Annotated in this window: 23 protein-coding genes; 9 read left to right on the forward strand and 14 right to left on the reverse strand. The window is 44.1% G+C overall.

Annotated features, from left to right (window positions below):
• Window positions 1-870 carry an HNH endonuclease gene (locus tag CDG61_RS04630; RefSeq protein WP_087551228.1) on the forward strand — a complete coding sequence of 290 codons (870 nt, stop codon included), beginning with the start codon at window positions 1-3 and terminating at the stop codon, window positions 868-870.
• Window positions 871-1058: 188 nt separating this feature from the next.
• Here CDG61_RS04630 and CDG61_RS04635 read toward each other — a convergent pair whose 3' ends face one another.
• The 3 genes from CDG61_RS04635 to CDG61_RS04645 all read right to left on the reverse strand — a co-directional run bounded on the left by CDG61_RS04635 (window position 1059) and on the right by CDG61_RS04645 (window position 5565).
• Window positions 1059-2342: a ribonucleotide-diphosphate reductase subunit beta gene (locus CDG61_RS04635; RefSeq protein ID WP_087551227.1), complete on the reverse strand. Its 1284-nt coding sequence runs from the start codon at window positions 2340-2342 to the stop codon at window positions 1059-1061.
• Window positions 2343-2482: 140 nt separating this feature from the next.
• Entirely contained in the window at window positions 2483-2614 is a 132-nt protein-coding gene (locus CDG61_RS17620) for a preprotein translocase subunit YajC (protein ID WP_087551226.1), read from the reverse strand.
• A gap of 122 nt (window positions 2615-2736) precedes the next feature.
• On the reverse strand, window positions 2737-5565 hold the full coding sequence (locus CDG61_RS04645; RefSeq protein WP_087551225.1) for a ribonucleoside-diphosphate reductase subunit alpha: 2829 nt from the start codon (window positions 5563-5565) through the stop codon (window positions 2737-2739).
• A gap of 591 nt (window positions 5566-6156) precedes the next feature.
• On the opposite strand from CDG61_RS04645, the gene bfmR reads away from it, so the two are divergent.
• Both bfmR and bfmS read left to right on the forward strand, forming a co-directional pair.
• Window positions 6157-6873, forward strand: a complete 717-nt coding sequence (gene bfmR, locus CDG61_RS04650; RefSeq protein ID WP_087514267.1) for a response regulator transcription factor BfmR — start codon at window positions 6157-6159, stop codon at window positions 6871-6873.
• A gap of 28 nt (window positions 6874-6901) precedes the next feature.
• Window positions 6902-8530, forward strand: coding sequence for a sensor histidine kinase BfmS (bfmS, locus tag CDG61_RS04655; protein WP_087551224.1), 1629 nt, complete (start codon window positions 6902-6904; stop codon window positions 8528-8530).
• A gap of 117 nt (window positions 8531-8647) precedes the next feature.
• On the opposite strand, the gene putP is transcribed toward bfmS, so the two are convergent.
• The 5 genes from putP to CDG61_RS04680 form a co-directional block, all read right to left on the reverse strand.
• Window positions 8648-10135: a sodium/proline symporter PutP gene (gene putP, locus CDG61_RS04660; protein WP_087551223.1), complete on the reverse strand. Its 1488-nt coding sequence runs from the start codon at window positions 10133-10135 to the stop codon at window positions 8648-8650.
• Window positions 10136-10316: 181 nt separating this feature from the next.
• On the reverse strand, window positions 10317-11171 hold the full coding sequence (locus CDG61_RS04665; protein ID WP_087551222.1) for an SPFH domain-containing protein: 855 nt from the start codon (window positions 11169-11171) through the stop codon (window positions 10317-10319).
• 26 nt (window positions 11172-11197) lie between these two features.
• Window positions 11198-11671, reverse strand: a complete 474-nt coding sequence (locus CDG61_RS04670) for an NfeD family protein (RefSeq protein WP_087551221.1) — start codon at window positions 11669-11671, stop codon at window positions 11198-11200.
• A gap of 96 nt (window positions 11672-11767) precedes the next feature.
• On the reverse strand, window positions 11768-12685 hold the full coding sequence (locus CDG61_RS04675) for a patatin-like phospholipase family protein (protein WP_087551220.1): 918 nt from the start codon (window positions 12683-12685) through the stop codon (window positions 11768-11770).
• A 68-nt stretch (window positions 12686-12753) separates the two neighbouring features.
• A complete protein-coding gene (locus tag CDG61_RS04680; RefSeq protein WP_087551219.1) occupies window positions 12754-13380 on the reverse strand; it encodes a 1-acyl-sn-glycerol-3-phosphate acyltransferase in 627 nt (208 codons plus the stop codon).
• A 161-nt stretch (window positions 13381-13541) separates the two neighbouring features.
• Here CDG61_RS04680 and CDG61_RS04685 point away from each other — a divergent pair, with 161 nt between their 5' ends.
• The 5 genes from CDG61_RS04685 to CDG61_RS04705 all read left to right on the forward strand — a co-directional run bounded on the left by CDG61_RS04685 (window position 13542) and on the right by CDG61_RS04705 (window position 19851).
• On the forward strand, window positions 13542-14792 hold the full coding sequence (locus tag CDG61_RS04685) for an MFS transporter (RefSeq protein ID WP_087551218.1): 1251 nt from the start codon (window positions 13542-13544) through the stop codon (window positions 14790-14792).
• 121 nt (window positions 14793-14913) lie between these two features.
• Window positions 14914-16029 carry a porin gene (locus CDG61_RS04690; protein WP_087551217.1) on the forward strand — a complete coding sequence of 372 codons (1116 nt, stop codon included), beginning with the start codon at window positions 14914-14916 and terminating at the stop codon, window positions 16027-16029.
• A gap of 124 nt (window positions 16030-16153) precedes the next feature.
• Window positions 16154-17818, forward strand: a complete 1665-nt coding sequence (locus CDG61_RS04695) for a phosphoethanolamine transferase (RefSeq protein WP_087551240.1) — start codon at window positions 16154-16156, stop codon at window positions 17816-17818.
• Window positions 17819-17828: 10 nt separating this feature from the next.
• Complete coding sequence (locus CDG61_RS04700; RefSeq protein ID WP_087551216.1) at window positions 17829-18503, forward strand: response regulator transcription factor; 675 nt, start codon at window positions 17829-17831, stop codon at window positions 18501-18503.
• A 1-nt stretch (window position 18504) separates the two neighbouring features.
• Window positions 18505-19851 (forward strand): sensor histidine kinase, encoded by a 1347-nt coding sequence (locus tag CDG61_RS04705; RefSeq protein ID WP_228199614.1) that lies wholly within the window; start codon window positions 18505-18507, stop codon window positions 19849-19851.
• Window positions 19852-19878: 27 nt separating this feature from the next.
• Here the strand turns inward: CDG61_RS04705 and CDG61_RS04710 are convergent, their stop codons facing one another.
• Together CDG61_RS04710 and CDG61_RS04715 are read right to left on the reverse strand one after the other, a co-directional pair.
• On the reverse strand, window positions 19879-20682 hold the full coding sequence (locus CDG61_RS04710) for a lipopolysaccharide kinase InaA family protein (RefSeq protein WP_087551215.1): 804 nt from the start codon (window positions 20680-20682) through the stop codon (window positions 19879-19881).
• A gap of 108 nt (window positions 20683-20790) precedes the next feature.
• Entirely contained in the window at window positions 20791-21495 is a 705-nt protein-coding gene (locus CDG61_RS04715) for a phosphatase PAP2 family protein (protein WP_087551214.1), read from the reverse strand.
• 23 nt (window positions 21496-21518) lie between these two features.
• Here CDG61_RS04715 and CDG61_RS17435 point away from each other — a divergent pair, with 23 nt between their 5' ends.
• Entirely contained in the window at window positions 21519-21662 is a 144-nt protein-coding gene (locus CDG61_RS17435) for a hypothetical protein (RefSeq protein WP_171405574.1), read from the forward strand.
• Between the two features lie 6 nt (window positions 21663-21668).
• Here CDG61_RS17435 and CDG61_RS04720 read toward each other — a convergent pair whose 3' ends face one another.
• The 4 genes from CDG61_RS04720 to CDG61_RS04740 form a co-directional block, all read right to left on the reverse strand.
• Window positions 21669-22856: an ammonium transporter gene (locus CDG61_RS04720; protein ID WP_087551213.1), complete on the reverse strand. Its 1188-nt coding sequence runs from the start codon at window positions 22854-22856 to the stop codon at window positions 21669-21671.
• Between the two features lie 492 nt (window positions 22857-23348).
• Entirely contained in the window at window positions 23349-24074 is a 726-nt protein-coding gene (locus CDG61_RS04730; protein WP_171405625.1) for an amino acid ABC transporter ATP-binding protein, read from the reverse strand.
• Window positions 24075-24088: 14 nt separating this feature from the next.
• On the reverse strand, window positions 24089-24772 hold the full coding sequence (locus tag CDG61_RS04735) for an ABC transporter permease subunit (RefSeq protein WP_087514252.1): 684 nt from the start codon (window positions 24770-24772) through the stop codon (window positions 24089-24091).
• A 1-nt stretch (window position 24773) separates the two neighbouring features.
• Window positions 24774-25517: an amino acid ABC transporter permease gene (locus CDG61_RS04740; RefSeq protein WP_087514251.1), complete on the reverse strand. Its 744-nt coding sequence runs from the start codon at window positions 25515-25517 to the stop codon at window positions 24774-24776.
• Window positions 25518-25524 lie beyond the last annotated feature (7 nt).

Genomic DNA, 25524 nt, shown 5'->3' on the forward strand with positions numbered 1-25524 from the left:
ATGATTAATTTGAATTCATACAATGGTGACAGCATTTCCTTTTTACAGGAAGTTGTTAATTCAAAAAAAAGGGGAAAAGGAGAGCAATTCCCTTTTTATAAAGATCGTATTACATTATTGTTTCCAGTCTTAAAAAGTGCATATCATGTATATGACGCTGCTTTTACTAGTAATGATTTACTTTATTTGGTACCGTTGCCTTCTATTAATACTAATCAGAAAGATGATTTATTAAAACTCTATAAATATGGTTCGAAACCTTTTATAAAGTTAAAAAATGCAATAATTTCTTTGCCAAATGATTATGAGCTAAACACTTGCCAATACTGTACAATTAATGATGTTAATACTTTAGATCATATTGTTCCGAAGGAAAGTTTTCCAGAGTTTGTTGTACATCCCAGGAACTTAATACCGGTTTGTTCTGAATGTAATAGCTATAAATCAAATAAGTGGATAAAGGATGGTAATTTTGAATTTATAAATTTATATCTTCATAAATTACCATATCAACAGTTTTTGCATGTTGATTTGAAATATGTTAATAATACTTTTTCAGTTAAGTATTTTCTTAAAAACACTCATAATATAGATGCTATTTTATTTAATATAATTAAAAATCACTATGATAATCTTAAGTTGTTAAATAGATTCCAAGGAAAGGCGAATCAAATTATTTCTGAATTTGAAAATACAATACGCGGTAGTTTAATGAAATTAAGTCTGAAAGATTCTTTGGAGTGTGCAAAAGCCACAATTACTTATGAGCAATCAAGATTAGGTATGAATCACTATGAGAATGTTCTTAAATTAACTTTATGTGATAGTTTAGCATTCATGGAGTATTGCAGAGATAAAGGGTATAAATGATTTAAATAAAATAAATATTACTCATGTTGCTTTAATATTATTAATAATCTAGAAATTATATTTAATAATTTCAATCAAAAAAATAGAGCCCTTAGGGCTCTATTTTTTTGACAAACCATGCGTCGTCTTATGACAAACCATGTGTCGTTTTTGACAAACCTTGTGTCGCATGACGACGGCGGGCTAACTTACCAGCTGAGCGCACCACCAGTCTGATAATCAGTCACACGCGTTTCAAAGAAATTCTTCTCTTTACGCAAGTCCATCATTTCAGACATCCACTGGAATGGGTTGTTTACACCTGCAAACTGCTCTGGTAAACCAAGTTGCGCCAGACGACGGTTGGCAATAAATTTCAGATATTCTTCCATCATTGCTGCATTCATACCCAATACACCACGTGGCATGGTGTCACGTGCATATTCGATTTCAAGCATTGTACCTTCCAGGATCATCTGAACGATTTCTTCCTGGAATTCAGCTGTCCATAAACCTGGGTTTTCAATCTTGATCTGGTTGATCATATCGATACCGAAGTTCAGGTGCATGGATTCATCACGTAAAATGTACTGGAACTGTTCAGCAACACCGTTCATTTTGTTACGGCGACCCATAGACAGGATCTGGCTGAAACCACAGTAGAAGAAGATCCCTTCAAGTACACAATAGAAAGCAATCAGGTTACGAAGTAATATCTGATCGTTTTCAGGTGTTCCAGTTTTGAAAGTAGGATCACTTAAAGACTGTGTATATTTCAGACCCCATGCAGCTTTACGTGCAACTGATGGAACTTCACGGTACATATTGAAGACTTCGCCTTCATCCATACCCAGGGATTCAATACAGTACTGGTACGCATGTGTATGAATTGCTTCTTCAAATGCCTGACGTAAAATGTACTGACGGCATTCTGGGTTGGTAATGTGACGGTAAATCGCCAGTACCAGGTTGTTTGCAACCAGTGAATCTGCTGTAGAGAAGAAGCCCAGTGAACGCATCACAATAGTACGTTCATCTTCAGTTAAGCCATTTTCAGATTTCCACAACGCGATGTCGTGGTTCATGTTGACTTCCTGAGGCATCCAGTGGTTTGCACATCCGTCCAGGTATTTCTGCCATGCCCATTCGTATTTGAACGGTACCAGCTGATTTAAGTCAGCACGGCAGTTAATCATGGCTTTATCATCAACCTGAACACGTTGTGCGCCCATTTCAAGCTCTTCTAAGCCAGGTGCAACATCCAGAGTTTCTAAGGCTGCAGATGCTCTTGCCATCGAATCGGTTGAATGTTTTGTGGCTCTTTGACTGGTTCCAGCGGGTTGTGCAGTTGCCAGATTCTGCGATGATTGCTGTGCATCAGATACCACTTGCGAATCAGTCGCTTTCTTCTGTTCGACGGGCGCAGACTGGTCAGGCTGTGCAGCCGGTTTCTGTTCATCATCTTCGAAATCGTCCCAACTTAGGATAGACATGTTTATTCTCTCTTCGTTGCTTTATATCTGTTATTGACATCTCACAATCGAAGATGTCACTACTATACGCTCATTATGTGTAAGCAAAATTAAGTTTTGCCGATAAAAGCTTTAACTTTGTTCAAAAGCTTTAAGCCACACTACTTATTTTGATTACGCTTGTGTTGCTTACGGATTGCAAAGAATGCATAGACCGCAGGTACGTAAAAAATTAAAAAGGCTAAGACCAGTGCGATTATGCCCAACTCATAGTTATGACTTAAATGGAACATTTCTTAACCTCTTTGAAGACCTCTCCCTAACCCTCTCCTTGGAGGAGAGGGGACTTATCACCTTAATAGATCTTTCGGTAAATCCCCCTCCTTTCAGGAGGGGCTAGGGGAGGTAAATTAAATTACTGACAAGCTTCGCAATCAGGATTGTCGATTGAACATGCCTGTGGCACTGGAGCCGCCTGACCAAAACCATCTTCTTCAGCAGGAACTTCTGGTTTTACTTCCTGAGCCACAGCTGCAACTGGAGCCGCAACGGTAGCAGGTTTAACTGCGTTCAATGCACCCGTGTTGATGGTGGATTTTTCAGCAGAAGTTGCGCCTAAAGCTCGGAGGTAATAAGTCGTTTTCAGACCACGTAACCATGCCATTTTGTAGGTCATGTCAAGTTTCTTACCGTTTGCACCAGAGATGTAAAGGTTAAGAGACTGTGCCTGATCAATCCATTTCTGACGACGTGATGCAGCATCCACAATCCAGCGTGGTTCAACTTCGAATGCAGTTGCAAAGATGGCTTTAAGCTCTTCAGGAATACGTGCAATTTTCTGTACAGAACCTTCAAAGTGTTTCAGGTCATTGACCATCACAGAGTCCCAGAGATCACGGTCTTTCAACGCACGGACCAGGTAAGGGTTGATGACTGTAAATTCACCAGATAGGTTGGATTTTACGTACAGGTTCTGGAATGTCGGCTCGATTGACTGAGACACACCACAGATGTTTGAAATGGTCGCAGTCGGAGCAATTGCCATCACGTTTGAGTTACGCATACCGTCTTTCTGAACTTTGGCACGTAAAGTGTTCCAGTCCAGACGCTGAGTGCGGTCTACTTCAAACATACGGTCTGGGCGTGATTTAGCCACGATATCTAAAGAGTCGATTGGCAGAATGCCCTGATCCCACAATGAACCTTTAAATGTTTCGTAAGCACCACGTTCAACAGCCAGATCGCTTGAAGTTGAAATAGCATAGTAGCTGATGACTTCCATGGATTCATCAGCAAACTCTACAGCTGCATCTGAACCATAGGCAAGATTCATTTCATATAAAGCATCCTGGAAGCCCATGATACCCATACCAACAGGACGGTGCTTCAGGTTTGATGTACGTGCCTGAGGAACAGCGTAGTAGTTGATGTCGATCACGTTGTCGAGCATACGAACTGCTGTTTTAACAGTACGAGCCAGTTTTTCACGGTCTAAAACACCACCCTGAACGTGTTGTACAAGGTTGATCGAACCTAAGTTACAGACTGCAATTTCATCTTTATTGGTATTTAAAGTGATTTCTGTACATAAGTTGGATGAGTGAACTACGCCAACGTGTTGCTGTGGTGAACGCAAGTTACATACGTCTTTGAATGTGATCCATGGGTGACCTGTTTCAAACAGCATGGAAAGCATTTTGCGCCATAAGTCTTTCGCACGGATTTTCTTATGAAGCATGTTGGTTTCTTTCGCAATGCCTTCGTAGTAAGCATAGCGTTCAGCAAATTCTGTACCTGTAAGATCATGCAGATCAGGTGTTTCTGAAGGCGTGAACAGTGTCCATTCACCATCTTCAAATACACGCTGCATAAACAGATCAGGAACCCAGTTTGCTGTGTTCATGTCATGCGTACGGCGACGGTCATCACCTGTGTTTTTACGCAGTTCCAGGAATTCTTCAATATCCAGGTGCCAGGTTTCAAGATATGCACAAACTGCACCTTTACGTTTACCACCCTGGTTGACCGCAACAGCAGTATCGTTGGCAACTTTAAGGAAAGGAACAACACCCTGAGATTTACCGTTTGTACCTTTGATATAAGAGTTCAGTGCACGAACAGGTGTCCAGTCATTCCCTAAACCGCCAGCCCATTTAGACAGCATAGCGTTATCACGCATTGCGCCATAAATATCGAACAGGTCATCATCAATGGTCGTCAGATAACAGCTTGATAACTGAGGACGAAGCGTACCTGAGTTAAACAGGGTAGGCGTAGATGCCATGTAGTCGAAGCTGGACAGCAGGTCATAAAACTCGATTGCACTTGCTTCTTTGTCTTTTTCATTGAGTGAAAGACCCATTGAAACACGCATGAAGAACAATTGAGGTAATTCGAAGCGTACGCCATCAGAGTGGATGAAGTAACGGTCAAATAATGTCTGTAGACCTAAATAGGTAAACTGATTAGAGCGTTCCGGTTTGATCGCAGCAGCCAGTTTTGCAAGGTCAAAGTTAAGCAGGTCTGGTGAAATCAGATCAAGCTCGATCCCTTTCTGCAGGAAAGTCTCAAGTGCATCACCTTCATTGGTGTCTGCAGCTAAACCTAAAAACTCTAAACCGGTCGCAACAAGGTCATTACGCAGTAAACGCGCAGTTACATACGTATAGTTCGGTTCCTGCTCAATACGGGTACGGGTCGCCATCATCATCGTTGTAGAGATGTCTGACTCTTTTACACCGTTATATAAATTTTTAACTGTTTCATCAATGATCGCCTGAACGTCAATACCTTCAAGACCTTCAGCTGCTTTTACAATACTTGCTTCCAGAGCACCTAGATCAAGTGGTTTAAGCTGACCGTCTGAAGCTGTGATCTGTAATGTAGGGTGATGGTTTGCACCTGTCTGCTGACGGGCAGTTGCACGCTGTTCACGGTAAATCACATAAGCACGGGCAACTTTCTGTTCGCCGGTACGCATCAGGGCAAGCTCAACCTGATCCTGAACTTCTTCAATATGAATGGTTCCGCCAGATGGCAGGCGACGGTTAAAGGTATTCAGAACCATTTCAGTAAGTTGTGAAATGCGGTCATGAATACGGCTGGAATCAGCACTTTGCTGACCTTCCACCGCCAGAAAAGCTTTACCAATTGCAACAGCAATTTTTTCTGCATCAAAAGCGGCAACATCACCGGTGCGTTTGATCACCTGAAGTTGTCCTGGGGTTGATGTGATTACGCTCATGTCAGCATAGCTCCATTGTCATCTATTGTTATGTTTATGGACCGTTTGAACTGGGCGGAAACCGGCCACAGTGTTTGAGGAATAAACACAAGACTTAGTGGTTTAAAATTGAATTGAACACAAGATACGGGAAAATTCAGGGTAGATCAATATTGACATTCTGCTAAAAATTTTTCTGATGTCAGGTGCTGTTCCCTTGCAAAAAGATCCCTGTTTTTATCTTTCTTGTATAAGCCTTATCAGGCAAGGGCATAGCATAACAAAGCCAGCTTTAAGTGCTTATAGATAACTTTGTGGATAAGTTTAAAAGTAATGAATTAATCAGTCATAATTTCGCCAAAGGGTTGTATTGGTTTATTTTTATCCATTTTGTAACAAATGGTGTTGTTTACTGGGTGGCTTTTTTGAATTATGGATAAAATATGAACAGGTTCAAAAGTTCATAAAAAAAGATAACAAAATGCTACTTTGATGTATCAGTTTGGTGAACAGCATCTTGTTTACAATGTAAACGTGTGTATATTGCTGATTATATTTAGACGTATCTTGTGGATTTTAAAAGGATACGTTCAATCAAATAAGGGGCAGTCTATGAGCCAGGAAGAAAAATTACCTAAAATTTTAATTGTTGAAGATGATGAGCGTCTTGCCCGTCTGACTCAGGAATATCTGATCCGCAACGGACTTGAAGTTGGGGTTGAACCGGATGGTAACCGTGCGATCCGCCGCATCATTGCAGAACAGCCGGATATGGTTGTGCTGGATGTGATGTTACCTGGTGCTGATGGTCTGACCATCTGTCGCGAAGTACGTCCACATTATCATCAGCCGATTCTGATGCTGACTGCACGTACTGAAGATATGGATCAGGTGCTGGGACTGGAAATGGGAGCGGATGACTATGTCGCTAAACCGGTTCAGCCTCGTGTACTGCTTGCCCGTATCCGCGCACTGTTACGCCGTACAGATAAAGCACCTGAAGATGAAGTGGCTCAGCGTATCGAGTTTGATGACCTAGTGATTGATAATGGCGGTCGTTCTGTGACGCTGAATGGCGAACTGGTGGATTTCACCAGCGCAGAATATGACCTGTTGTGGTTGCTGGCTTCAAATGCCGGACGTATTTTATCCCGTGAAGATATCTTCGAGCGTCTGCGTGGTATTGAATACGATGGTCAGGACCGTTCAATTGATGTACGTATTTCCCGTATCCGTCCAAAAATCGGTGATGATCCGGAAAATCCTAAACGTATTAAAACGGTACGCAGTAAAGGTTATCTGTTTGTAAAAGAAACAAACGGAATGTAATACGGGTTAAATTACAGGGAACACATCCGTGTTTAAACACAGTATATTTCTGCGCATCTATGCAGGGTTGGTGGTTCTGGTTGTACTTGTTGCAGCCTTTGGATATTTACTTGTCCAGATCATCAACTATCAGCGTGCGCAGGAATATCGTGAATCACTGACTGATGGAATTGCGTTCATTATCAGTGAAGGCATTGCCAGACAGCCAAATCAGCAGCAGAAGATGGACTGGATTTCGGATGCTGCAGATTTACTTGAGCTGCCTATATATTATGTCACAGCGGATAAGGTTGATTTGTCGCGGACTGAGCTGAAAAGGATCAGTGAGCGAAAGGCAGCAGTCCGTTATGATGCGCAGAACAGCAATGCTTATATCATTGTCGGGCTGAAAAATGATCCGACGCATTATCTGTATGTCAAAGCAGATAAAATGACTGAACGTCAGATGAAGGCATTGCCTATTTTTATTCTGGATTATCTTGCTTATTACCCTGGGCAGGAAAAAGAATATCTCGAAAAAATCAGCACTCACTTTTCCTATCCTGTTGAAATTCAGAAAGTACAGGACTTGCCACTGGATTCTGAACAGATTGGTCGTCTAAGACTCGATCACAGCATTATTCTGTACAGAGACAGTGCGACAGTCCGCGGTACAACCATTTCCATTGTTTCACCGATTCCAGGTGCAGCTTCCGATGTCCTGGTGATGGGACCTGTTCCATTATTTAACTGGATGCCTTTTCAGCTGGCAGCAGGTATTACACTGCTGAGTATGTTTGTTCTGAGCTTAGGGGTCTATGGTCTGATTTTACCGATGCAGCGTAAGATCAGAGAGGTGAATTTTGCCTTGAACCGTATGAAGTCCGGTGATCTTGGTTTGCGCTTACCTGTCGATGGTACAGATGAAATGGGCAGCCTGGCCTCCAGCTATAACAGTATGTCCGACCATATTCAGCGGCTTATTGAAGCACAGCGTGAGCTGATGCGTGCGGTTTCGCATGAACTGCGGACACCCGTTGCCCGTATCCGTTTTGGTATGGAAATGCTGGCTGAAGAAGATGATTATGAATATCGGATTCAGCAGGTCGAGATGATTGATAAAGATATTGAAGCGCTGAACAATCTGATTGATGAGATTATGACCTATGCCAAGCTCGAGCAGGGTACACCATCACTGGATTTTGAAAAAATCGTACTGGTGGATCTGCTTGAACAGGTGGCAACTGAAACCGAAGCACTGAAAACACAGAAAAAGATCGAGCTGAAACCTTTGTCTGGCAGTGTTGAAGTCGATGCTGAATACCGTTATCTGCACCGAGTGGTTCAGAACCTGGTGGGAAATGCAGTCCGTTACTGTGATGAAAAAATTCGGATCAGTGGGGGTATCAATGCTGAAGGCATGGCTTTTGTCTGCGTGGAAGATGATGGTGCAGGTATTGCTGAAGAAGACAGACAGAAGGTTTTTGAAGCATTTGCCCGGCTGGATGACAGCCGGACACGCGCTTCAGGTGGTTATGGACTGGGACTTTCTATTGTCAGTCGAATTGCTTACTGGTTTGGTGGAACGATTGAAGTTGACCGCAGTGAAGAACTGGGGGGCGCACGTTTTATTATGAGCTGGCCTGCAAAAAGATTTGTAAAAAAGAAAAAAGTTTAAACAGATGGCTGAAATGAATCATCCACAAAAAAAGCACCTTAAGGTGCTTTTTTTGTGTCAGTCAGATGAACTTTTTTTACTCAATTGAGCATCCAGTCACCACTGTACGGATAGACTTTATTTTGCTTTATATAAGCGATCTGCTTCTTCAAAACGTTCAGTCACATCTTTGCCTGGTGCTTTGCCTGAAAGACTGACTACAATAATTGCAATTAAAGAACCAATGAATCCTGGAATAATTTCATAAATACCGGTGTATCCAAACAGGTTTTTCCATGCAATCACAATCACAGCACCACTGATCATACCTGCCAGCGCACCATTTAAAGTCATACGTTTCCAGAACAGAGATAGAATGATGAGTGGACCAAATGCTGCACCGAAACCTGCCCATGCGTAAGCCACCAGTCCGAGGACTTTGGACTCTGGGTTGCCTGCCATCCAGATGGCGAGTAATGCAATCAGCAGAACCATTAGACGTCCAATCCACACCAGTTCTTTCTGTGAGGCATTTTTCCGTAAAAATGATTTATAGAAATCTTCGGTCAATGTACTGGAGCAGACCAGTAACTGACAGCTTAACGTACTCATTACGGCTGCCAGGATCGCCGCCAGCACAATACCTGCAATCCATGGATTGAACAGAACTTTGGTCAGTTCCATAAAGACGGTTTCAGGGTTTGCAGTGACCGCTCCTGCAAGCTCAGGATGCTGCTGAAAATAGGCGATACCAAAGAAACCTGCGGCTACTGCACCACCCAGACAGAAAGTCATCCATGCCATGCCGATACGACGTGCATTGGGAATGGATTTGACAGAATCTGCTGCCATGAAGCGGACAAGAATATGAGGCTGACCGAAGTATCCCAGTCCCCATGCAAGCAGGGAAATAATGGCAATAAAACTGAGATTGCCAAAAATATCCATCGCTTCAGGACGTGCTGCTTCCAGTGCAAGATTCAGCTGCTGCAGGTCAGAAAAACTCAGGACAGTCACCACAGGAGTCAGAATCAGGGCAAAAATCATCAGACTGGCCTGAATGGTATCAGTCCAGCTGACCGCCAGGAATCCACCAATAAAGACATAGCTGATGGTTGCTATGGCACTGATCCATAAAGCGGTACTGTATGGATAACCAAACATGCTTTCAAACAGACGCGCTCCGGCAACCATGCCAGAGGCACAGTAAATTGCAAAGAAAATCAGAATAATAAAAGCGGAAACAATACGTAAAATTTTCTTCTGATCATTGAAACGGTTAGAGAAATAATCGGGTAGGGTCAGGGCATTGTGCTGTACTTCGGTATGAACACGCAGACGACCGGCAACCAGCAGCCAGTTCAGCCATGCACCAATGATCAGACCAATGGCAATCCACATTTCAGAAAGACCGGACAGATAAATTGCACCAGGCAATCCCATCAACAACCATCCACTCATATCAGAAGCACCCGCTGATAAGGCAGTCACAAAGCTTCCGAGGCGTCGCCCACCCAGAATATAGTCAGAAAAGTTGCTGGTTGCGCGATAGGCAATCAGCCCTATGACAATCATGGCGACAATATAAAACAGAAAAGTAATTAATGTGGGATTGAGGGAGCTCATACGGTATCCATTTATGCGTTGGACAAGCGGATCTGAATGCCTGTGCTGAATTCAGCAGGACATATTTTAAAAATAACGTGAAATTTAATCATAATTTAATAATTATTGCTGACTTTTATTGAGACAGCAAAAAACAGGCAGCCTGTTGGCTGCCTGTTTCTGTTCAGTTTTAAAGCGTATTTTAGCCGTTGCGACCCATAATGCCACGGATGGTGCTCAATACATCGGCAGGGAGTACCACGGTTTTAGCATTGCTGGATTTAGCCATATCCTGCATGGCTTTTACATACTGTTCACCCAGCAGATAAGCCACAGGAATTTCTTTGTCGCCTACAGCTGAAGTCACCATGGAAATGGCTTTCTGAGAAGATTCGGCCAGTACCACCTGAGCTTCTGCATCACGGCGTGAGGCTTCCAGACGACCATCAGCTTCCAGGATCGCTGCCTGTTTTTCACCGTCAGCTTTGGTAACCGTTGCACGACGCTGACGCTCAGCCGCAGCCTGAGCTTCCATGGCTGCCTGCATGGTGTGTGATGGCTGAATATCCTGAATTTCAACGGTTTTCAGGGTAATTCCCCAGTCGGCAATATCATCAGAAATTGCGGCTTTGAGTTTAGCTTTGATATGATCACGTGAAGACAGTGCATCATCCAGATCCATCTCACCGACAATGGAACGCAGTGAAGTCTGAACCAGGTTCTGAATAGCCCAGGTATAATTTTCAATACCATAGACGGCTTTTTCAGGCGTGGTCAGGTTAATGTAGGCAACCGCATTCATTACCATAACCGCATTATCCCTGGAAATCACTTCCTGAGATGGAATATCCAGGACGATATCTTTGGTTGTGACTTTATAAGCAACTTCATCCACATAAGGAATGACAAAGTTTAATCCCGGATTCAGTGTGGAGTGATATTTACCCAGACGCTGAACAATCCATTTATAACCCTGAGGTACAATCCGCACCCCTTTAAAAATGGTTACACCGGCAAACAGCAGGATTGCTAAAACAATAATTGAAGCACCAGACATAATTTTTTCTCACTTTTCATTTTTCGTTAAAGGGCTGATGTACTGGACTGATGGGGTAATACAACGAGGTCATTACCCAGAATATCGACCACACGGACACGGTCACCGACCTGCACTGTTGCCTGAGTACGGCAGTTCCACTCATCTGAACCCAGAACAGGTACAGGAAAGCGAACCTTGATCAGGTCATGCTCAAGACTGGTCTGAATGACCATACCGACCTGACCGATTGTGGCTTCACGGGACAGCCCAGCTTTTGTTTTATCAATGGAAAGTGGTTTAATAAATTTAAACCATAAAAAAGTACACAGTACAGAAAGGATGATCCAGATCACGAGTTGAGCAGTCAGCCCAATAAATGGAAATATCCATGAAATAATGCCGACACAGATTGCGGCAATACCAAACCACAGGGCTGCAAAAGCGGGCAGCACCAGTTCTGAAAGAATCAGAAGGACACCTAATACAAACCAGTGCCAGGGTTCTAAAACTAATTCCATACATCTACCCGGTTTTATTGAATTGATATGAATAACGATGCATCCATATCAATGTAGCAGATGATTTGTGCTGTGGATATCAAAAAATTCTATCAATCAGAATTTCGGTTTCGGTGCAGGTTTAAAGGCAGCAGGAGATTTTTTAAAGTCACTGATGACCTTTTCAATTGAACGGATTTTCAGCTGAGCCGCTTTTTCTCCTTCAAGAATGGATTCATTACTAGCTTTGAGATCCAGTGTGCCCAGGTGACCTACTTTAGGCTGAATCACCACGGTTGCCTGACGCAGTTCTTCATTGATGCTCTGCTGTCCCATAATGTTAATGGTCTGATCGAGCAGACCCCACATATTTACTGCTTTACTGCCTTCTGGACGTGCGGAGATATCCACTGCAATCACAATATCTGCACCCATATCTCTGGCTGTTTTCACAGGAATCGGGCTGACCAGACCGCCATCTACATATTTGACACCACCAATCACAGCCGGAACAAACACATTTGGAATACTGCATGATGCACGGACAGCCTGACCTGCATTGCCTTTAATGAATTCGGCTTTCGAGCCATTGTCCAGTCGTGTTGCAACGGCTGCAAAGCGGATAGGGAACTGCTGAATCGGTTTATTGCCAATCTGTCTGTTGACGTAATTCTGCAGTTTCTGACCCTGAACAATGCCCTGACTGTTTAAGGTCAGGTCACGTAAATCGGACTCTTTCAGCTGTTGAGCAATCTGCTGCATCTGAAAAGGCGTTTTGCCGCTGGCATAGATGCTGCCGACAAAACTGCCTGCACTGGTTCCAGTGACGATACGTGGTTTGATGCCGTGAGATTCTAAAACTTTCAGAACGCCAATATGGGCAAAACCTTTTGCGCCACCGCCACCCAGGGCGATTGCAATGACAGGTTCACGAGCCTGTAAAGGAGTGGTGTTGACGGGTGTTTTTGTTGTTTTGTCGCAGCCGGCAAGGCTGAAAGCCATTAAGGCAATGATGGAACAGTGAGCAACTTTCATAATTAAAGATGAATGATATTTAAACAGAATAAAAGTGCCCACATCTCAACAGATAATGACCGCTTTGCCTAGTCTTTTTTCCACAGCTTTTGTAAGGGTTTTGCTAACCAGCCTGGGTTTTTAGGGGAAAATTTTCCAATGTAGTTGCTGTATATACTTTCCAGATCCTGTTCATAATTGCCCGTGGTCTGAAACACGCCCAGACAGCGGATCAGTTTATGCTCATAGTCAAAGCAGAACATCACAATGGGAATCTGGGCGCCGTGAGCGATATGGTAAAAACCACTTTTGATGGTTTCAGCCTGCTTACGTGTACCTTCTGGCGCCATACCGATCCAGATTTTATCCTGACTGTGGATGAACTCAATAATCTGCTGGGTCAGCCCCTGTGGTGCATCACGGTTGACAGGAATCACACCGATCCATTCAAGAACAGACTTCAGGGGTGTTTCAAAAAGCGTATGTTTTCCAAAAATGGTGATTTTCAGCCCCAGTCCCAGCAGTGCTGTGAATCCGAACCATCCATCAATATTGGAGGTATGGGGGGAAATAATGGCGACGGCTTTGGGAAGATTAGGAAATTCACCATCAAATTTCCATCCCTGAACGAGAAAAATATTTTTAAAAAGTTCGTGACTGAACGCTGTGCCACGGGAGGGTACCTGATCGGGCAATACTGGAAAATTTTCGGACATTGTTTTAATTCGTCTTCCTGACATTTAATGTTATGACTATGATTGAGGGAATTTTATGACTTTGTCAAACCACATTCATTGGCAGAATTTCCGATAACGCGTATAAAAATGTCTGTAAAGAGACTTCTCAAGCCACCCGTTGCAACTCAAAAGGATGCCCAATGCGGAATATTTATGTGATTTTATTTTCGCTGTACTGGGCACAGGGTTTACCCGTTGGATTCATGACGCATGCTTTACCGGTGATTTTGAGGTCGCAGGGTGTGTCACTGGCTCATATTGGTGGTTTTGGTCTGCTTATGCTGCCCTGGTCACTGAAAGTGTTCTGGGCACCGTGGGTGGATCGGCTGGGTTCAGTGACGCGGGGACATTATCGAAGCTGGATTATTCCGACGCAGTTGTTAAGCGTTGCAGTACTGGTTTTTCTGTCGTTTATACCTGTCGCTTCGCTGGATCAGCCGGTATTTCTGCTGGCGTTTTTTATTGCATTGTTTTTTATGAATACCACTGGAGCGACACAGGATGTGGCAACCGATGGGCTGGCAGTCAGTATTCTGAAAGCTGACCAGCAGCATTGGGGAAATACTTTTCAGGTGATTGGGTCACGGCTGGGTTTTATTGTGGGTGGTGGAGCAGTGCTGTGGGCACTGGACTGGTTGCAGTGGCAGAACACATTTCTGCTGCTGGCAGCACTGGTTTTGCTCAATACTTTGCCGGTACTGCTGTTTCGCGAACCTGCCCGCGCTGTGAAACAACAGGTTCAGAAACCTGTTTTCAGTATTGCTGCTATCCGAAAATATCTGGATTATTTTGGGCAGACTCAGACGCTGAAAAAATGGCTGGTGGTTCTGCTGACATTTAAAATTGCCGATGGACTGGCAGGTCCATTACTGAAACCTTTAATGGTTGATCTGGGTTTGTCTTTTTCAGATATCGGGCTGTACGTCACCATGCTGGGAGCACTGGCAGCACTGCTTGGGGCGGGGCTTGCAGGAGCTGTGCTCAGGTTCTGGTCCAGAGCGAAGTGTCTGATTGTGTTTTCCATACTGAAAATATTCAGCCTGCTGGCGTTTGCCTGGCTGGCATATCAGTACGAAACAGGACAGCATCCTGTACATCTCATGATTTATCTGATCAATGCTTTTGAAGATATGACTTCATCCATGTTGCTGGTGGTGATGCTGACCCTGATTATGCAGTACAGTCGCAAGCAGATGGCAGGCACAGATTTCACCTTTCAGGTTGCCCTGATGGCAACAGTCAGTGGGGGGCTGTACATGCTTGGCGGCATACTGGGCGACCTGCTCGGGTATACCGTTTTCCTGGGGCTGATCTGCCTCATTGGCTGTCTGTGTCTGATTCCTGTACTGAGATGGTCTCAGCATCAGACGAGGGCTGAGAACTGCGAATAAATGCATGAAAGTTCAATTATCCTATGAAGCAAAAGTGATAAGTTAATAATAATTAAATTATTTTTTTAAATATTACGAAACCGTAACATCCATTACAAAATGGTTTATGGAATATTTAAAGATGAAAACACAAATCGCAACTGCTATTGCAATCAGCCTGCTTGCGGGTTCAGCCGTCGCTGCCCCAACTTTTTATGGTGAGTTTGATGTCAGCCTGGATTATCTGCCTGAAAATAATGCATCCAAAGCAGACCGTGACGTGGTGGAGCTGAACTCAAACAACTCGTTTATTGGGCTGAAAGGTGATGAGAAAATTTCTGATCGTCTGACTGCTGTGTATCAGGCTGAATTTACTGTTTATGTAGATGATGGTGAAAACGGCACAGATACTTTTGTACCCCGTAACCTTTCACTGGGTTTAAAGGATACTCAGTTCGGTACATTGAAAGTCGGTAAAATAGATACCCCGGTCAAACAGCTGTCATCTGTGGTGGACACATTCAATAACTACATTGATAACAAAGCAGATATCACAGGTATTTTCAGTGGTGAAAATCGTATTGATAACTCACTTGTTTATGAAAGCCCAAGTATTACACTTGGTGCAGGTCAGTTGAAAGCTTCGGCATTACTGGCAACGGGTGAAGCTGAAGGAATTAAAAAAAGTAAAGGCGGTGCTAAAGTGGCTGGACGTGGGCTGGGCGATGCGTGGTCTGCATCACTGCTGTATGACGCAAAGAATGTGATTGTGGGACTGGGCTATGACAAAGCCATTCCAGGAAATTTCCTGGGACGTGGTTTCAACAATGCTGCTGAACCTGAAATTCCAGGTGGTTCTATCTTTGCTGCAAGCAATACAATCCGCGCCATTGGACGGATTAATCTGGACAACGGACTGGCACTGAAAGCACTGTATCAGAACTCAGAAGTGGAAAGTGCGGAAGGAAATCCAGATCGTGCCGCAGATATAGATGATGCAAATGGCTGGCTGGTGGGAGCGGAATATAACCTGCCAGCTGCAAAGGCCTGGACACTCAAAGCACAGTACAGTAACAACAGTACCGCTTTTAAAACGGGTGAAGCTGATTTTGATGCCCAGCAGATTCTGCTGGGGGTGGACTATGCTTTAAGCAAGCAGGTTAAAGCATACGGGCACGCAGGTTATCTGACCCTGGAGCAGGGTAATAAAGAAGATAAACAGCCTGTACTTGGAACAGGGCTTGAATTTAAATTCTAAATTAAGCAACTGATTTATTATGATAAAAAGACGATGTAAGTGCATCGTCTTTTTTATTTAAGTGATTTTTAAGAATAACTTTCCAGACTAAGCACATGTCCCGCTAACTGTAGTGATGAATAACATGCTGTATCTGATTAGGAAAGTGCAGGATAAAATCAGTCCAATCCCGCTGAGTATCTTTAATTTACTGCTTGCTGTGTGGTGTGGTCTGGTGCTGAATATTGCATTTTATGAGCAGATTCAGCAGCTGACACCTTATCAGGGGTTCAAAGCCCTGTTGTTTCTCACTGCCAGTGTTTTTGTGGTGGTTGCAGCTTATAACCTGATTTTTCAGCTGTTTCAGTGGAAATGGAATGCAAAACTGTTTGCAGCTGTTTTTATTATTGTCGGCGGTTTCAGCGCATATTTTGTCAACAGTCTGGGAGTGATCATTTCTCCAGATCAGATACAGAACATGGTACAGACTGATGTCAAAGAAATGAATGATCTGCTGTCTTTCAGACTGCTCGTGTGGACCCTGTTTTTTGTACTGATACCTCTGCTGGTTCTGTTTAGCATACGGATCAAATCTGAAAAGCTGACAGTATCTGTGATGAAAAAACTGCTGAACAGTCTGGCATCTCTGTTTGTCGTAGCGGGTTTACTGTTTGTGTTTTATGTGGATTTTGCAGCAATTTTCAGAGAACACCGTGACTTAAAAGGGATGATTTCACCGCAGAATGTTTTTTCATCGGCTGCTTCTTATTATCATAAAACAGCACCTAAGAAAAACCTGCCTTTAGTGACTTATGGCGAGGATGCACATCAGATTCAGCTGGTCAGTCATACTCCACCTAAACTGATGGTTCTGGTGGTCGGTGAAACTGCACGTGCCGAAAGTTTTTCACTGAATGGCTATGCTAAAAACACTAATCCAGAACTTCAGAAACAGGACATCATCAATTTCAGTCAGGTCAGTTCCTGTGGGACTGCAACAGCGGTTTCGGTTCCCTGTATGTTTTCGGGTATGCCACGGAAACAATATGATGAACAGCTTGCCTCGCATCGTGAAGGGCTGCTCGATATTGCTCAGCGTGCAGGTTATAAAGTCACCTGGATTGATAACAACTCAGGATGTAAAGGAACCTGTGACCGTGTAGAGCAGTATCAGATTCCGGCAGAAATCCGTCAGAAATGGTGTGATGCAGATGGTGAATGCCATGATGAAATACTGGTGGACAGCCTGAAACAGTATCTGGCTGGAGTACCGAAAGATGACCGGACACCCCGGCTGATTGTTCTGCATCAGATGGGCAGTCATGGGCCAGCTTACTTTAAACGCTCCATTGCACCATATCAGCCATTTCAGCCGACCTGTAACACCAATGCCATTCAGGGCTGTCAGCCTGATGAACTGATCAACAGTTATGACAACTCTATTGTCTACACAGATCATGTGCTCAGCAGCGTGATTGATGTTCTGAAAAATGTACAGAATTATCAGACCGGTTTCTGGTATCTGTCCGATCATGGCGAATCCACCGGTGAGCACGGACTGTATCTGCATGGTTCACCTTATGCGATTGCACCGAGTCAGCAGACGCATGTGCCGATGCTGATGTGGTTTTCACCCGCATGGAAACAGCATGCTGCAAAGCAGATCACTTGCTTAAACAGTCAAAAAAGCAAACAATTAAGTCAGGACAATCTGTTCCCAGGTCTGTTAACTTTACTGGGGGTGGATACCCAGGTGATTGATCCTGACAATAATCTGTTGGCTCAATGTTCAACATTAGAAGGTACCTGAGCATTTAAACATGAATAAACTACTGATCATTGAAGATGATTTCATGATTGCTGAATCCACCATGACGCTGCTGAAACAGCATCAGTATGAAGTGGAATGGGTCAATAACGGACTGGATGGTCTTAAAAAGCTGAATCAGCAAAAATTTGATCTGGTTCTGCTGGATCTGGGACTGCCACAGATGGACGGGATGCAGGTGTTAAAGCTGATCCGTCAGCAGATGGCTGCTTTGCCTGTTCTGATTATTTCTGCCCGTGACCAGCTTCAGAACAGGGTTGATGGGCTGAATCAGGGAGCAGATGACTATCTGATCAAACCTTATGAGTTTGATGAGCTGATTGCCCGCATTCAGGCATTACTGCGCCGAAGTGGCGCTGCACAGTTCAGTCAGAGCACTCAGCTGCTCAAATACGGTGAACTGGTGCTGGATGTAGAGCAGCATATTGCCCGCTTTAAAGGTGAACCACTGGATCTGTCCAACCGTGAGTGGGCGATTCTGATTCCTTTGGTCAGTCATCCGAACAAAATTTTTTCCAAAGCCAATCTTGAAGACAAGCTGTACGATTTCGACAGTGAAATCAACAGCAACACCATTGAAGTGTATGTGCATCATCTGCGCAATAAACTCGGTAAGGACTTTATCCGCACCATACGTGGTTTAGGTTACCGACTTGGGCAGAACTGAGATGAAAGCGAATATGCAGCAGGGGCAATATTCGCTGAAAAAACGCCTGATTTATTATGTATCGGCATTCAGCGTAGTACTTGGTTGTCTGCTGATATTTTCTGCATACCGTATTTCACTCGAAGAAATTGATGAAATCCTGAATGCGCAGATGCGGAATCTGGCAGAGCGTGTTGCTGAACATGATCCGAAACCGGTACAGAGTACTTTTGATAATCATCGGCGTTATCATGAAGAAGATCTGTTCGTGGATGTATGGTCATATGCATCGCAGGATCACAAAAAACATAAACAGAACATGCTCGTTCATCCAGTCACGAAAGCAGGCTTCTACACTCATAAAACAGCGACAGATGTCTGGCATACCTATGTTTTGCCGCTGGAAGATTATCAGATTCAGGTCAGTCAGCAGAATTCGGTGCGTCAGAGTCTGGCACTGGAACTTGCTGCCAACATGTTTATTCCTTATCTGCTGTTTATGCCTTTTGCGCTGTGGGGACTGGGCTGGGTCATCAGCAGGAATCTTCAGCCTCTTGAAGATTTCAGGGAGGAACTGGCAAACCGGGGTGCAAATGAGCTTCGGGCAATAGAATCCAGAGATTATCCCGAAGAGATTGTGCCGACCATTCAGGAAATGAATCATTTATTTGAGCGTATTTCCCATGCCCAGCAGGAACAGCGGCAGTTTGTCGCTGATGCAGCCCACGAGCTGAGAACACCGATTACCGCACTGAATTTACAGACCCGTATTTTATTGCAGAATTTTCCGCAGGATGATTCCTTACAGAATCTGAGCAAAGGACTGATCAGGATTCAACATCTGGTCAGTCAGTTACTGAGTATGGCAAAACAGGATGCTTCCATTCTGGAAACTGAAACTGCAAAAAGTATAGATATCCGGCAGATTGCGGTGAACTGTGTTGAACAGCTGATTCATCTTGCCATGCAGAAAAATATAGACCTGGGCATGGTGCGTGCTGAAGAGGTGCAGATGATGGGACAGGAGTCTGCCGTGCAGTCCATTATCTCCAATCTGATAGACAACGCCATTAAGTACACGCCTGAAAATGGGGTGATCAATGTGTCTGTATTTCAGGAAAACAGTCGGATCATCATTCAGGTGGAAGACAGTGGTCCTGGCATAGATGAGTCTCAGTATGGACAGATCAAAAAACGTTTTTACCGTATTTTAAATCATGCAGAGATTGGCAGCGGACTGGGATTGTCCATTGTGGATAAAGCCACTGAACGGCTGGGGGGAACACTTGATTTTCAGCGCAGTGAAACGCTGGGGGGGTTACAGGTGAATGTCAGTCTGCCACAGGACAGCAGCAGAACAGACGGTTAAATCAGCAGTATTTAAATCAACAGCAGATTAAATCATTGGAAGCGGTTGATGTAATGCCAGTTTCTGAAGAAACAGCATGCATTTTTTGACACGCTGACCATCATTGCCAAGTTTTTCGACTTTAAAGAACATCGACCAGTGAAGTTTATGTCCGACACGGCATATTTCATGATAAATTTTTGGTTTATCGCTGAGCTGTTCATAAAGAAACTGACTGGCTTCCTGCAGTTCATTTTCTTCAAGGCGATAGGCTGTTGAAAAGATAAAACATAACCAGTCACGGATCTGACAGTTGCGTAAAGACAGTACTTCGCCTGGGTCAGTTTCAAAGTCAATAAAACTGAACTGGAGCTTCTGATCGACCAGAATGTTTCTGGAAAAAGCTTCACTTAAGTAAGCATTTTTACTGTGTACATCCTGAATTGCTGCTACGGCCTGATTGAATATTTCAAGGCGGCATTCTTTATCTTTTGCAGCCATCAGAGCCTGATCCAGCTGTCTGGACTGACCATTATTGGCGGCATCTTCCAGTAAAATGGCAGACTTACTCTCCGCCAGGATTTGTGGAACCCGTATGCCAAGTTTCTGCAGTTCTTTGATTCGGCTGATTTCACATAAAATAGCTTCCATACCTCCTCTGTTCGGTACAGGAGCAAGCATGTGCAGACGAAACAAAGCAGCGACCCATCTTAGAGGGATATAAACCCAGCCGGAGTGGCGTTCGGATGCTTTTTTCAACCAGACTTTCTGGTTTTTGATGATGTAGGACTGAACTGTCCGGTTTTGACTGGAGGAGAACTGATTCAGCAGATCAGTGAAATTACTGTGCATAGTTTCACCGTTAAAAGATACAATAAACGTGAATTGTATACTATTTGTACCTCTTTGTCAGATGCAGCAAGCCATAGTGATTCTAGTGATTATTACGGTGTTTGATTCCTATAGGATTTTTTTCATAAACGTGGCGGGTGCTGCACCTGTATATCCCGTTTTAAACATAACGGCATAAACCACACAGTTAATCAGCCAGGTGACCCAGCCTGTCCATAAGTTATGACTCAGGAAGTGAGCTCCACGCATCATCTGTGCCCATCCCATCAAAAAGCCAAGTATCAGACCTGAGATCAGAAAAAAGACGGCACGTACAGGCTGTTTCTGCCTGTAGACAAAATATCCTGTCATTAATGCAAAACCGGCAGAAGCATGTCCTCCAGGAAAACAGTGTCCCTGTGCAGAATGAAAGTCCCAGTAAAATCCTTCAGCTGAGGGGAGTGTCATGCTCCACGGGCAGGCATGTGCAGAATGTGATTTGAGTACACCAATACTGATGGTACACAGCATGGAAACCCAGAAAAAATATCCGAACTCTGTACGCCGTGGTTTTAACTGTTCCATTTTGAAAGACGCCAGCCAGCAAAGAAAAAACAGGCTGTAAACCCCTATAATCATGGTTTTGACATAGCTGTGATTCAGTTTTGCAAGGAACCAGTCATTTTTAAGTGGAAACTGACCTGTTTCATTGATCCACGGATGAATCAGAGCAAGGTCAATACTGCCGCCCACAGGAAAAAATGCCCAAAGTACACAAAAGCTGATCAGTAATAAGCAGACCTGAATCAGAAAAAAACGCTGTTGTTCATACATGGTGTTATTCGGAATGAAAATTCATGTTATTTGAGCAATATCAGCTTAAAAAAGACTTAAACAATGAAGCTGAACGTCAGTTTACTGAGTACAGAATGGGTGAAAGCTACAGCGGACATAAAAAAGCGGCTCAGTTTGAGCCGCGTATTTTGAAATTTCCTGCTTGAGGGCGGTTAAAACATATTTTCTTCAGAGTTGGCAGAAATTTTATGAATGGAAAGGTCTGCACCACGGAATTCATCTTCCTGTGAAAGTCGGATTCCCAGGGTACATTTCAACAGACCATAGACAATGAAACCACCTGAAACTGCAATCAAAATGGCAAGCAATGTCCCGACTAACTGTGAAATCATGGAAATACCGCCTAAACCACCCAGCCAGGACTGCCCAAAAATACCGACAGCAATACCTCCAAAAGCACCACAGACACCATGTAATGGCCACACACCCAGTACATCATCAATTTTCAGTTTATTCTGGGTATAAGTGAACAGTCTGACAAAGATCATACCGGCTGTTGCACCGATCACCAGGGCCCCTACAGGATGAACAACATCAGAGCCGGCGCAGATTGCCACCAGTCCTGCCAGTGGACCATTGTGCAGGAAGCCAGGGTCATCTTTACCGACAAAGTTGGCTGCCAGTGTTCCACCCACCAGTGCCATCAGTGAGTTGATTGCAACCAGACCCGATATGGCATCCAGCCGCTGCGCACTCATGACATTAAAACCGAACCAGCCCACAATCAGTACCCACGAGCCTAAAGCCAGAAATGGAATGGAAGAGGGCGGGTGCGCGCTGACACGGCCATCTTTTTTATAGCGACCATTACGCGCACCCAGCAGTAACACAGCAGCAAGGGCAATCCATCCGCCCATAGCATGGACAACGACAGAGCCTGCAAAATCATGGAACGGTGCACCAAAAGTATTTTCCAGCCATTTCTGTAAACCGAGGTTGCCGTTCCAGACGATGCCTTCAAAGAAAGGATAGATCAGAGCGACCAATAGTAACGTTGCGATGGCTTGCGAACGCATTTTTGCCCGTTCAGCAATTCCCCCTGAAATAATGGCGGGAATGGCTGCTGCAAAAGTCAGCAGGAAAAAACAGCGCATCAGATTGTAGCCATGATCCTGTGCAAGCTCTGCACCTGTCTGGAAGAAATGATGACCATAGGAAATATAATAACCCACAAAAAAGTAGGCAATCGCAGACAGCGAGAAGTCGGTCAGAATTTTACTTAAGGCATTGACCTGGTTTTTATGTCGGACTGTTCCCAGTTCAAGAAATGCAAAACCTGCATGCATGGAAAGCACCAGGATTGCACCAATAAGAAGAAATAATAAATCAATATTCTGCATGTGTTGGCTCCATTTAGGTGCACTGTGTCACAAAATGAAATTCAGTATAGCGATGTCACTGATTTCTAAAAGAGGGTGCAAAGAGGGAAATATTGATCAACTCAGGACAAAATATAACAAGACCCGATATAAAGCACAGCACTGCACCATTATGGAATTTATGCACAGGAGTAGCGCACATAAAGAATGCTTTAAATAAGGTAAATATATGAAAAATAATAATTATAATTTATTTAAAATACGTGTGTATTTTAATGTTAAATGAATATCCATTTTATCAGTTCATCGAAAATATTCAGATACTGATGATTTTTCAGTGCATACAGTCCTTTGACTGAAAATGGAAATGATCTGAGGTCTGAAAGACTTCTTCTATTTCTGAATCTGCCTGAAGAACATGCACTTTTTTCAGTCTGCTGAAATGACCAAGGGGAAAAGAGAAAGGGCAGATACTGCGATCTGCCCTTTGCTGTATTTCTATTCTGCACTGTCTCAATGCAGAATTTTATCCAGGAACTGTTGGGCACGTTCACCGCGAGGTGTTCCAAAAAACTCATCTTTGGAACAGTCTTCTACAATTTTGCCCTGATCCATAAAGATAATACGGTTGGCAACCTGGCGGGCAAAGCCCATTTCATGAGTCACACACATCATGGTCATCCCTTCTTTTGCCAGTCCGACCATCACATCCAGTACTTCATTGATCATTTCAGGGTCAAGTGCTGAAGTCGGTTCATCAAACAGCATGGCAATAGGGTCCATACTCAGCGCACGGGCAATCGCAACACGCTGCTGCTGACCACCGGACAGCTGCGCTGGAAACTTGTCTGCATGTGCGCTCAGACCGACCCGATCCAGGTAAGCCAGTCCTTTTTTTCGTGCCTCTGCTTCAGTACGTCCCAGTACCTTGATCTGTGCAATGGTCAGATTTTCCGTAATGCTGAGATGTGGAAACAGCTCGAAGTGCTGAAACACCATCCCTACGCGACTGCGCAGTTTGGTCATATCCGTTTTAGGGTCATGAATTGCAATGCCATCCACAAAAATTTTGCCCTGCTGAAAAGGTTCCAGTCCATTGACCGTTTTAATCAGGGTCGATTTACCGGAACCGGACGGTCCACAGACCACCACGACTTCACCCTGGCAGATCTGGGTGGTGCAGTCGGTCAGAACCTGAAACTTTTCATACCACTTACTGACATTCTGGAGGTCTATCATTACTTTATTGTCGCTCATACACGAAACCTCCGTTGTAACCGTTTAACTGAAAATGTAGCGATGGCACTGATGGTGAAATAGACCAGTCCTGCAAAAAGAATATACTGAGTCAGTAAAGACATCAGGTCTCCACGGACGTAATTTGTTCGGAAGAAATCCAGCAGTCCAATGGCATAAACCATCGTGGAGTCCTGGAACAGAATAATGGTCTGTTGCAGTAACAGGGGAGTCATTTTTCTGAATGCCTGAGGCAGAATAATCAGTCGCATGGACTGGCTGTAACTCATACCCAGTGCATAGGCAGCTGCACTCTGTCCTTTGGGAATGGACTGAATACCCGCACGGACAATCTCAGAGAAATAGGCAGCTTCAAACAGCATGAAAGCCACAATGCTCGAAACCAGTGCAGTATCAATGGTCAGATATTTTCCTGTGATGCCCGTATAAATAAACGGAACAGCAAAATAGAACCACATCAGCACCAGCAGCAGGGGAATGGAGCGGAACAGATTGACATAGGCCTGTGCTAGCGTATTCAAAATACGGCTTGAAGACAGACGCATCAGTGCAAGCAGTGTGCCGATAAAAATACCACCTACAGTCGCAATGACCACGACCTTTAAGGTAATACTGAAACCATGCCACAGTGCAGGACCAGACTGTTGTAAGTCCTGAAGAAAAGAGGTAATCCATTCCATATTATTTACCTCCACTCATTAATCCAGGAACCCGCAGCCTTTTTTCCAGCAGATTCATGGCACTGATCAGACAGATATTGATCACAATAAAAATGACAGTGACATAGGTATAAATTTCGATGGTGTTCTGCGTATATTCGCTGATGGTTTTCATCTGGGAAATAATTTCTGCAACACCCACCAGCGAGGCAATGGAGGTGTTTTTAACGCAGTTGGTCAGCTCAGAACTCAAAGGCGGTAAAATCGTGCGGAATGACTGAGGTAAAATAACGTAGCGGTACAGCTGCGCAGTCGAAAAACCCATTGCATAGCCTGCATTGATCTGACCTTTGGGCAGAGCTTCAATACCGGTACGCACCTGTTCACAGACGCGGGCAGCGGTAAACAGCCCAAGACCGACACTTGCAGAAATCAGTGCAGTGGTGTTTGCACCCAGATCATTCATCCACCAGTTTTTGATGGGGCCAGGCAGAAAATTCGGGACAACATAAAACCAGATAAACAGCTGAACCAATAGAGGAATATTCCTGAAAACGGTCACATAGGCTGTGCCGATGGCTCTGGCAGTCTGGTTGGGGAGTGTGCGCATAATACCGAGGATGCTGCCGAGAACCATGGCAATTGACCATGCCACAACAGCAATGACAACAAGCCATCCGATGCCTGTTAAAATCCAGTTCAGGTAAATGGTATCTCCCACACCTGTGGACTGCCACAAAACTCCCCAGTTCCAACTATATGTCATAGCAACT

The sequence above is a fragment of the Acinetobacter sp. WCHAc010052 genome (assembly GCF_002165295.2).
GTDB classification, from domain to species: Bacteria; Pseudomonadota; Gammaproteobacteria; order Pseudomonadales; family Moraxellaceae; genus Acinetobacter; species Acinetobacter chinensis.

Excerpts from the sequence above, each read along its gene's own strand:
- CDG61_RS04720 (WP_087551213.1), bottom strand. The coding sequence starts at position 22,856 with ATGCAGAATATTGATTTATTATTTCTTCTTATTGGTGCAATCCTGGTG.
- putP (WP_087551223.1), bottom strand. The coding sequence starts at position 10,135 with ATGAGCTCCCTCAATCCCACATTAATTACTTTTCTGTTTTATATTGTC.
- CDG61_RS04665 (WP_087551222.1), bottom strand. The coding sequence starts at position 11,171 with ATGTCTGGTGCTTCAATTATTGTTTTAGCAATCCTGCTGTTTGCCGGT.
- CDG61_RS04680 (WP_087551219.1), bottom strand. The coding sequence starts at position 13,380 with ATGTCCGAAAATTTTCCAGTATTGCCCGATCAGGTACCCTCCCGTGGC.
- CDG61_RS17435 (WP_171405574.1), top strand. The coding sequence starts at position 21,519 with ATGTTATTTGAGCAATATCAGCTTAAAAAAGACTTAAACAATGAAGCT.
- CDG61_RS17620 (WP_087551226.1), bottom strand. The coding sequence starts at position 2,614 with ATGTTCCATTTAAGTCATAACTATGAGTTGGGCATAATCGCACTGGTC.
- CDG61_RS04685 (WP_087551218.1), top strand. The coding sequence starts at position 13,542 with ATGCGGAATATTTATGTGATTTTATTTTCGCTGTACTGGGCACAGGGT.
- CDG61_RS04730 (WP_171405625.1), bottom strand. The coding sequence starts at position 24,074 with ATGATAGACCTCCAGAATGTCAGTAAGTGGTATGAAAAGTTTCAGGTT.
- CDG61_RS04700 (WP_087551216.1), top strand. The coding sequence starts at position 17,829 with ATGAATAAACTACTGATCATTGAAGATGATTTCATGATTGCTGAATCC.
- CDG61_RS04740 (WP_087514251.1), bottom strand. The coding sequence starts at position 25,517 with ATGACATATAGTTGGAACTGGGGAGTTTTGTGGCAGTCCACAGGTGTG.
- CDG61_RS04710 (WP_087551215.1), bottom strand. The coding sequence starts at position 20,682 with ATGCACAGTAATTTCACTGATCTGCTGAATCAGTTCTCCTCCAGTCAA.
- CDG61_RS04735 (WP_087514252.1), bottom strand. The coding sequence starts at position 24,772 with ATGGAATGGATTACCTCTTTTCTTCAGGACTTACAACAGTCTGGTCCT.
- CDG61_RS04695 (WP_087551240.1), top strand. The coding sequence starts at position 16,154 with ATGCTGTATCTGATTAGGAAAGTGCAGGATAAAATCAGTCCAATCCCG.
- CDG61_RS04635 (WP_087551227.1), bottom strand. The coding sequence starts at position 2,342 with ATGTCTATCCTAAGTTGGGACGATTTCGAAGATGATGAACAGAAACCG.
- CDG61_RS04715 (WP_087551214.1), bottom strand. The coding sequence starts at position 21,495 with ATGTATGAACAACAGCGTTTTTTTCTGATTCAGGTCTGCTTATTACTG.
- CDG61_RS04690 (WP_087551217.1), top strand. The coding sequence starts at position 14,914 with ATGAAAACACAAATCGCAACTGCTATTGCAATCAGCCTGCTTGCGGGT.
- bfmR (WP_087514267.1), top strand. The coding sequence starts at position 6,157 with ATGAGCCAGGAAGAAAAATTACCTAAAATTTTAATTGTTGAAGATGAT.
- CDG61_RS04630 (WP_087551228.1), top strand. The coding sequence starts at position 1 with ATGATTAATTTGAATTCATACAATGGTGACAGCATTTCCTTTTTACAG.
- CDG61_RS04705 (WP_228199614.1), top strand. The coding sequence starts at position 18,505 with ATGAAAGCGAATATGCAGCAGGGGCAATATTCGCTGAAAAAACGCCTG.
- CDG61_RS04645 (WP_087551225.1), bottom strand. The coding sequence starts at position 5,565 with ATGAGCGTAATCACATCAACCCCAGGACAACTTCAGGTGATCAAACGC.
- CDG61_RS04675 (WP_087551220.1), bottom strand. The coding sequence starts at position 12,685 with ATGAAAGTTGCTCACTGTTCCATCATTGCCTTAATGGCTTTCAGCCTT.
- CDG61_RS04670 (WP_087551221.1), bottom strand. The coding sequence starts at position 11,671 with ATGGAATTAGTTTTAGAACCCTGGCACTGGTTTGTATTAGGTGTCCTT.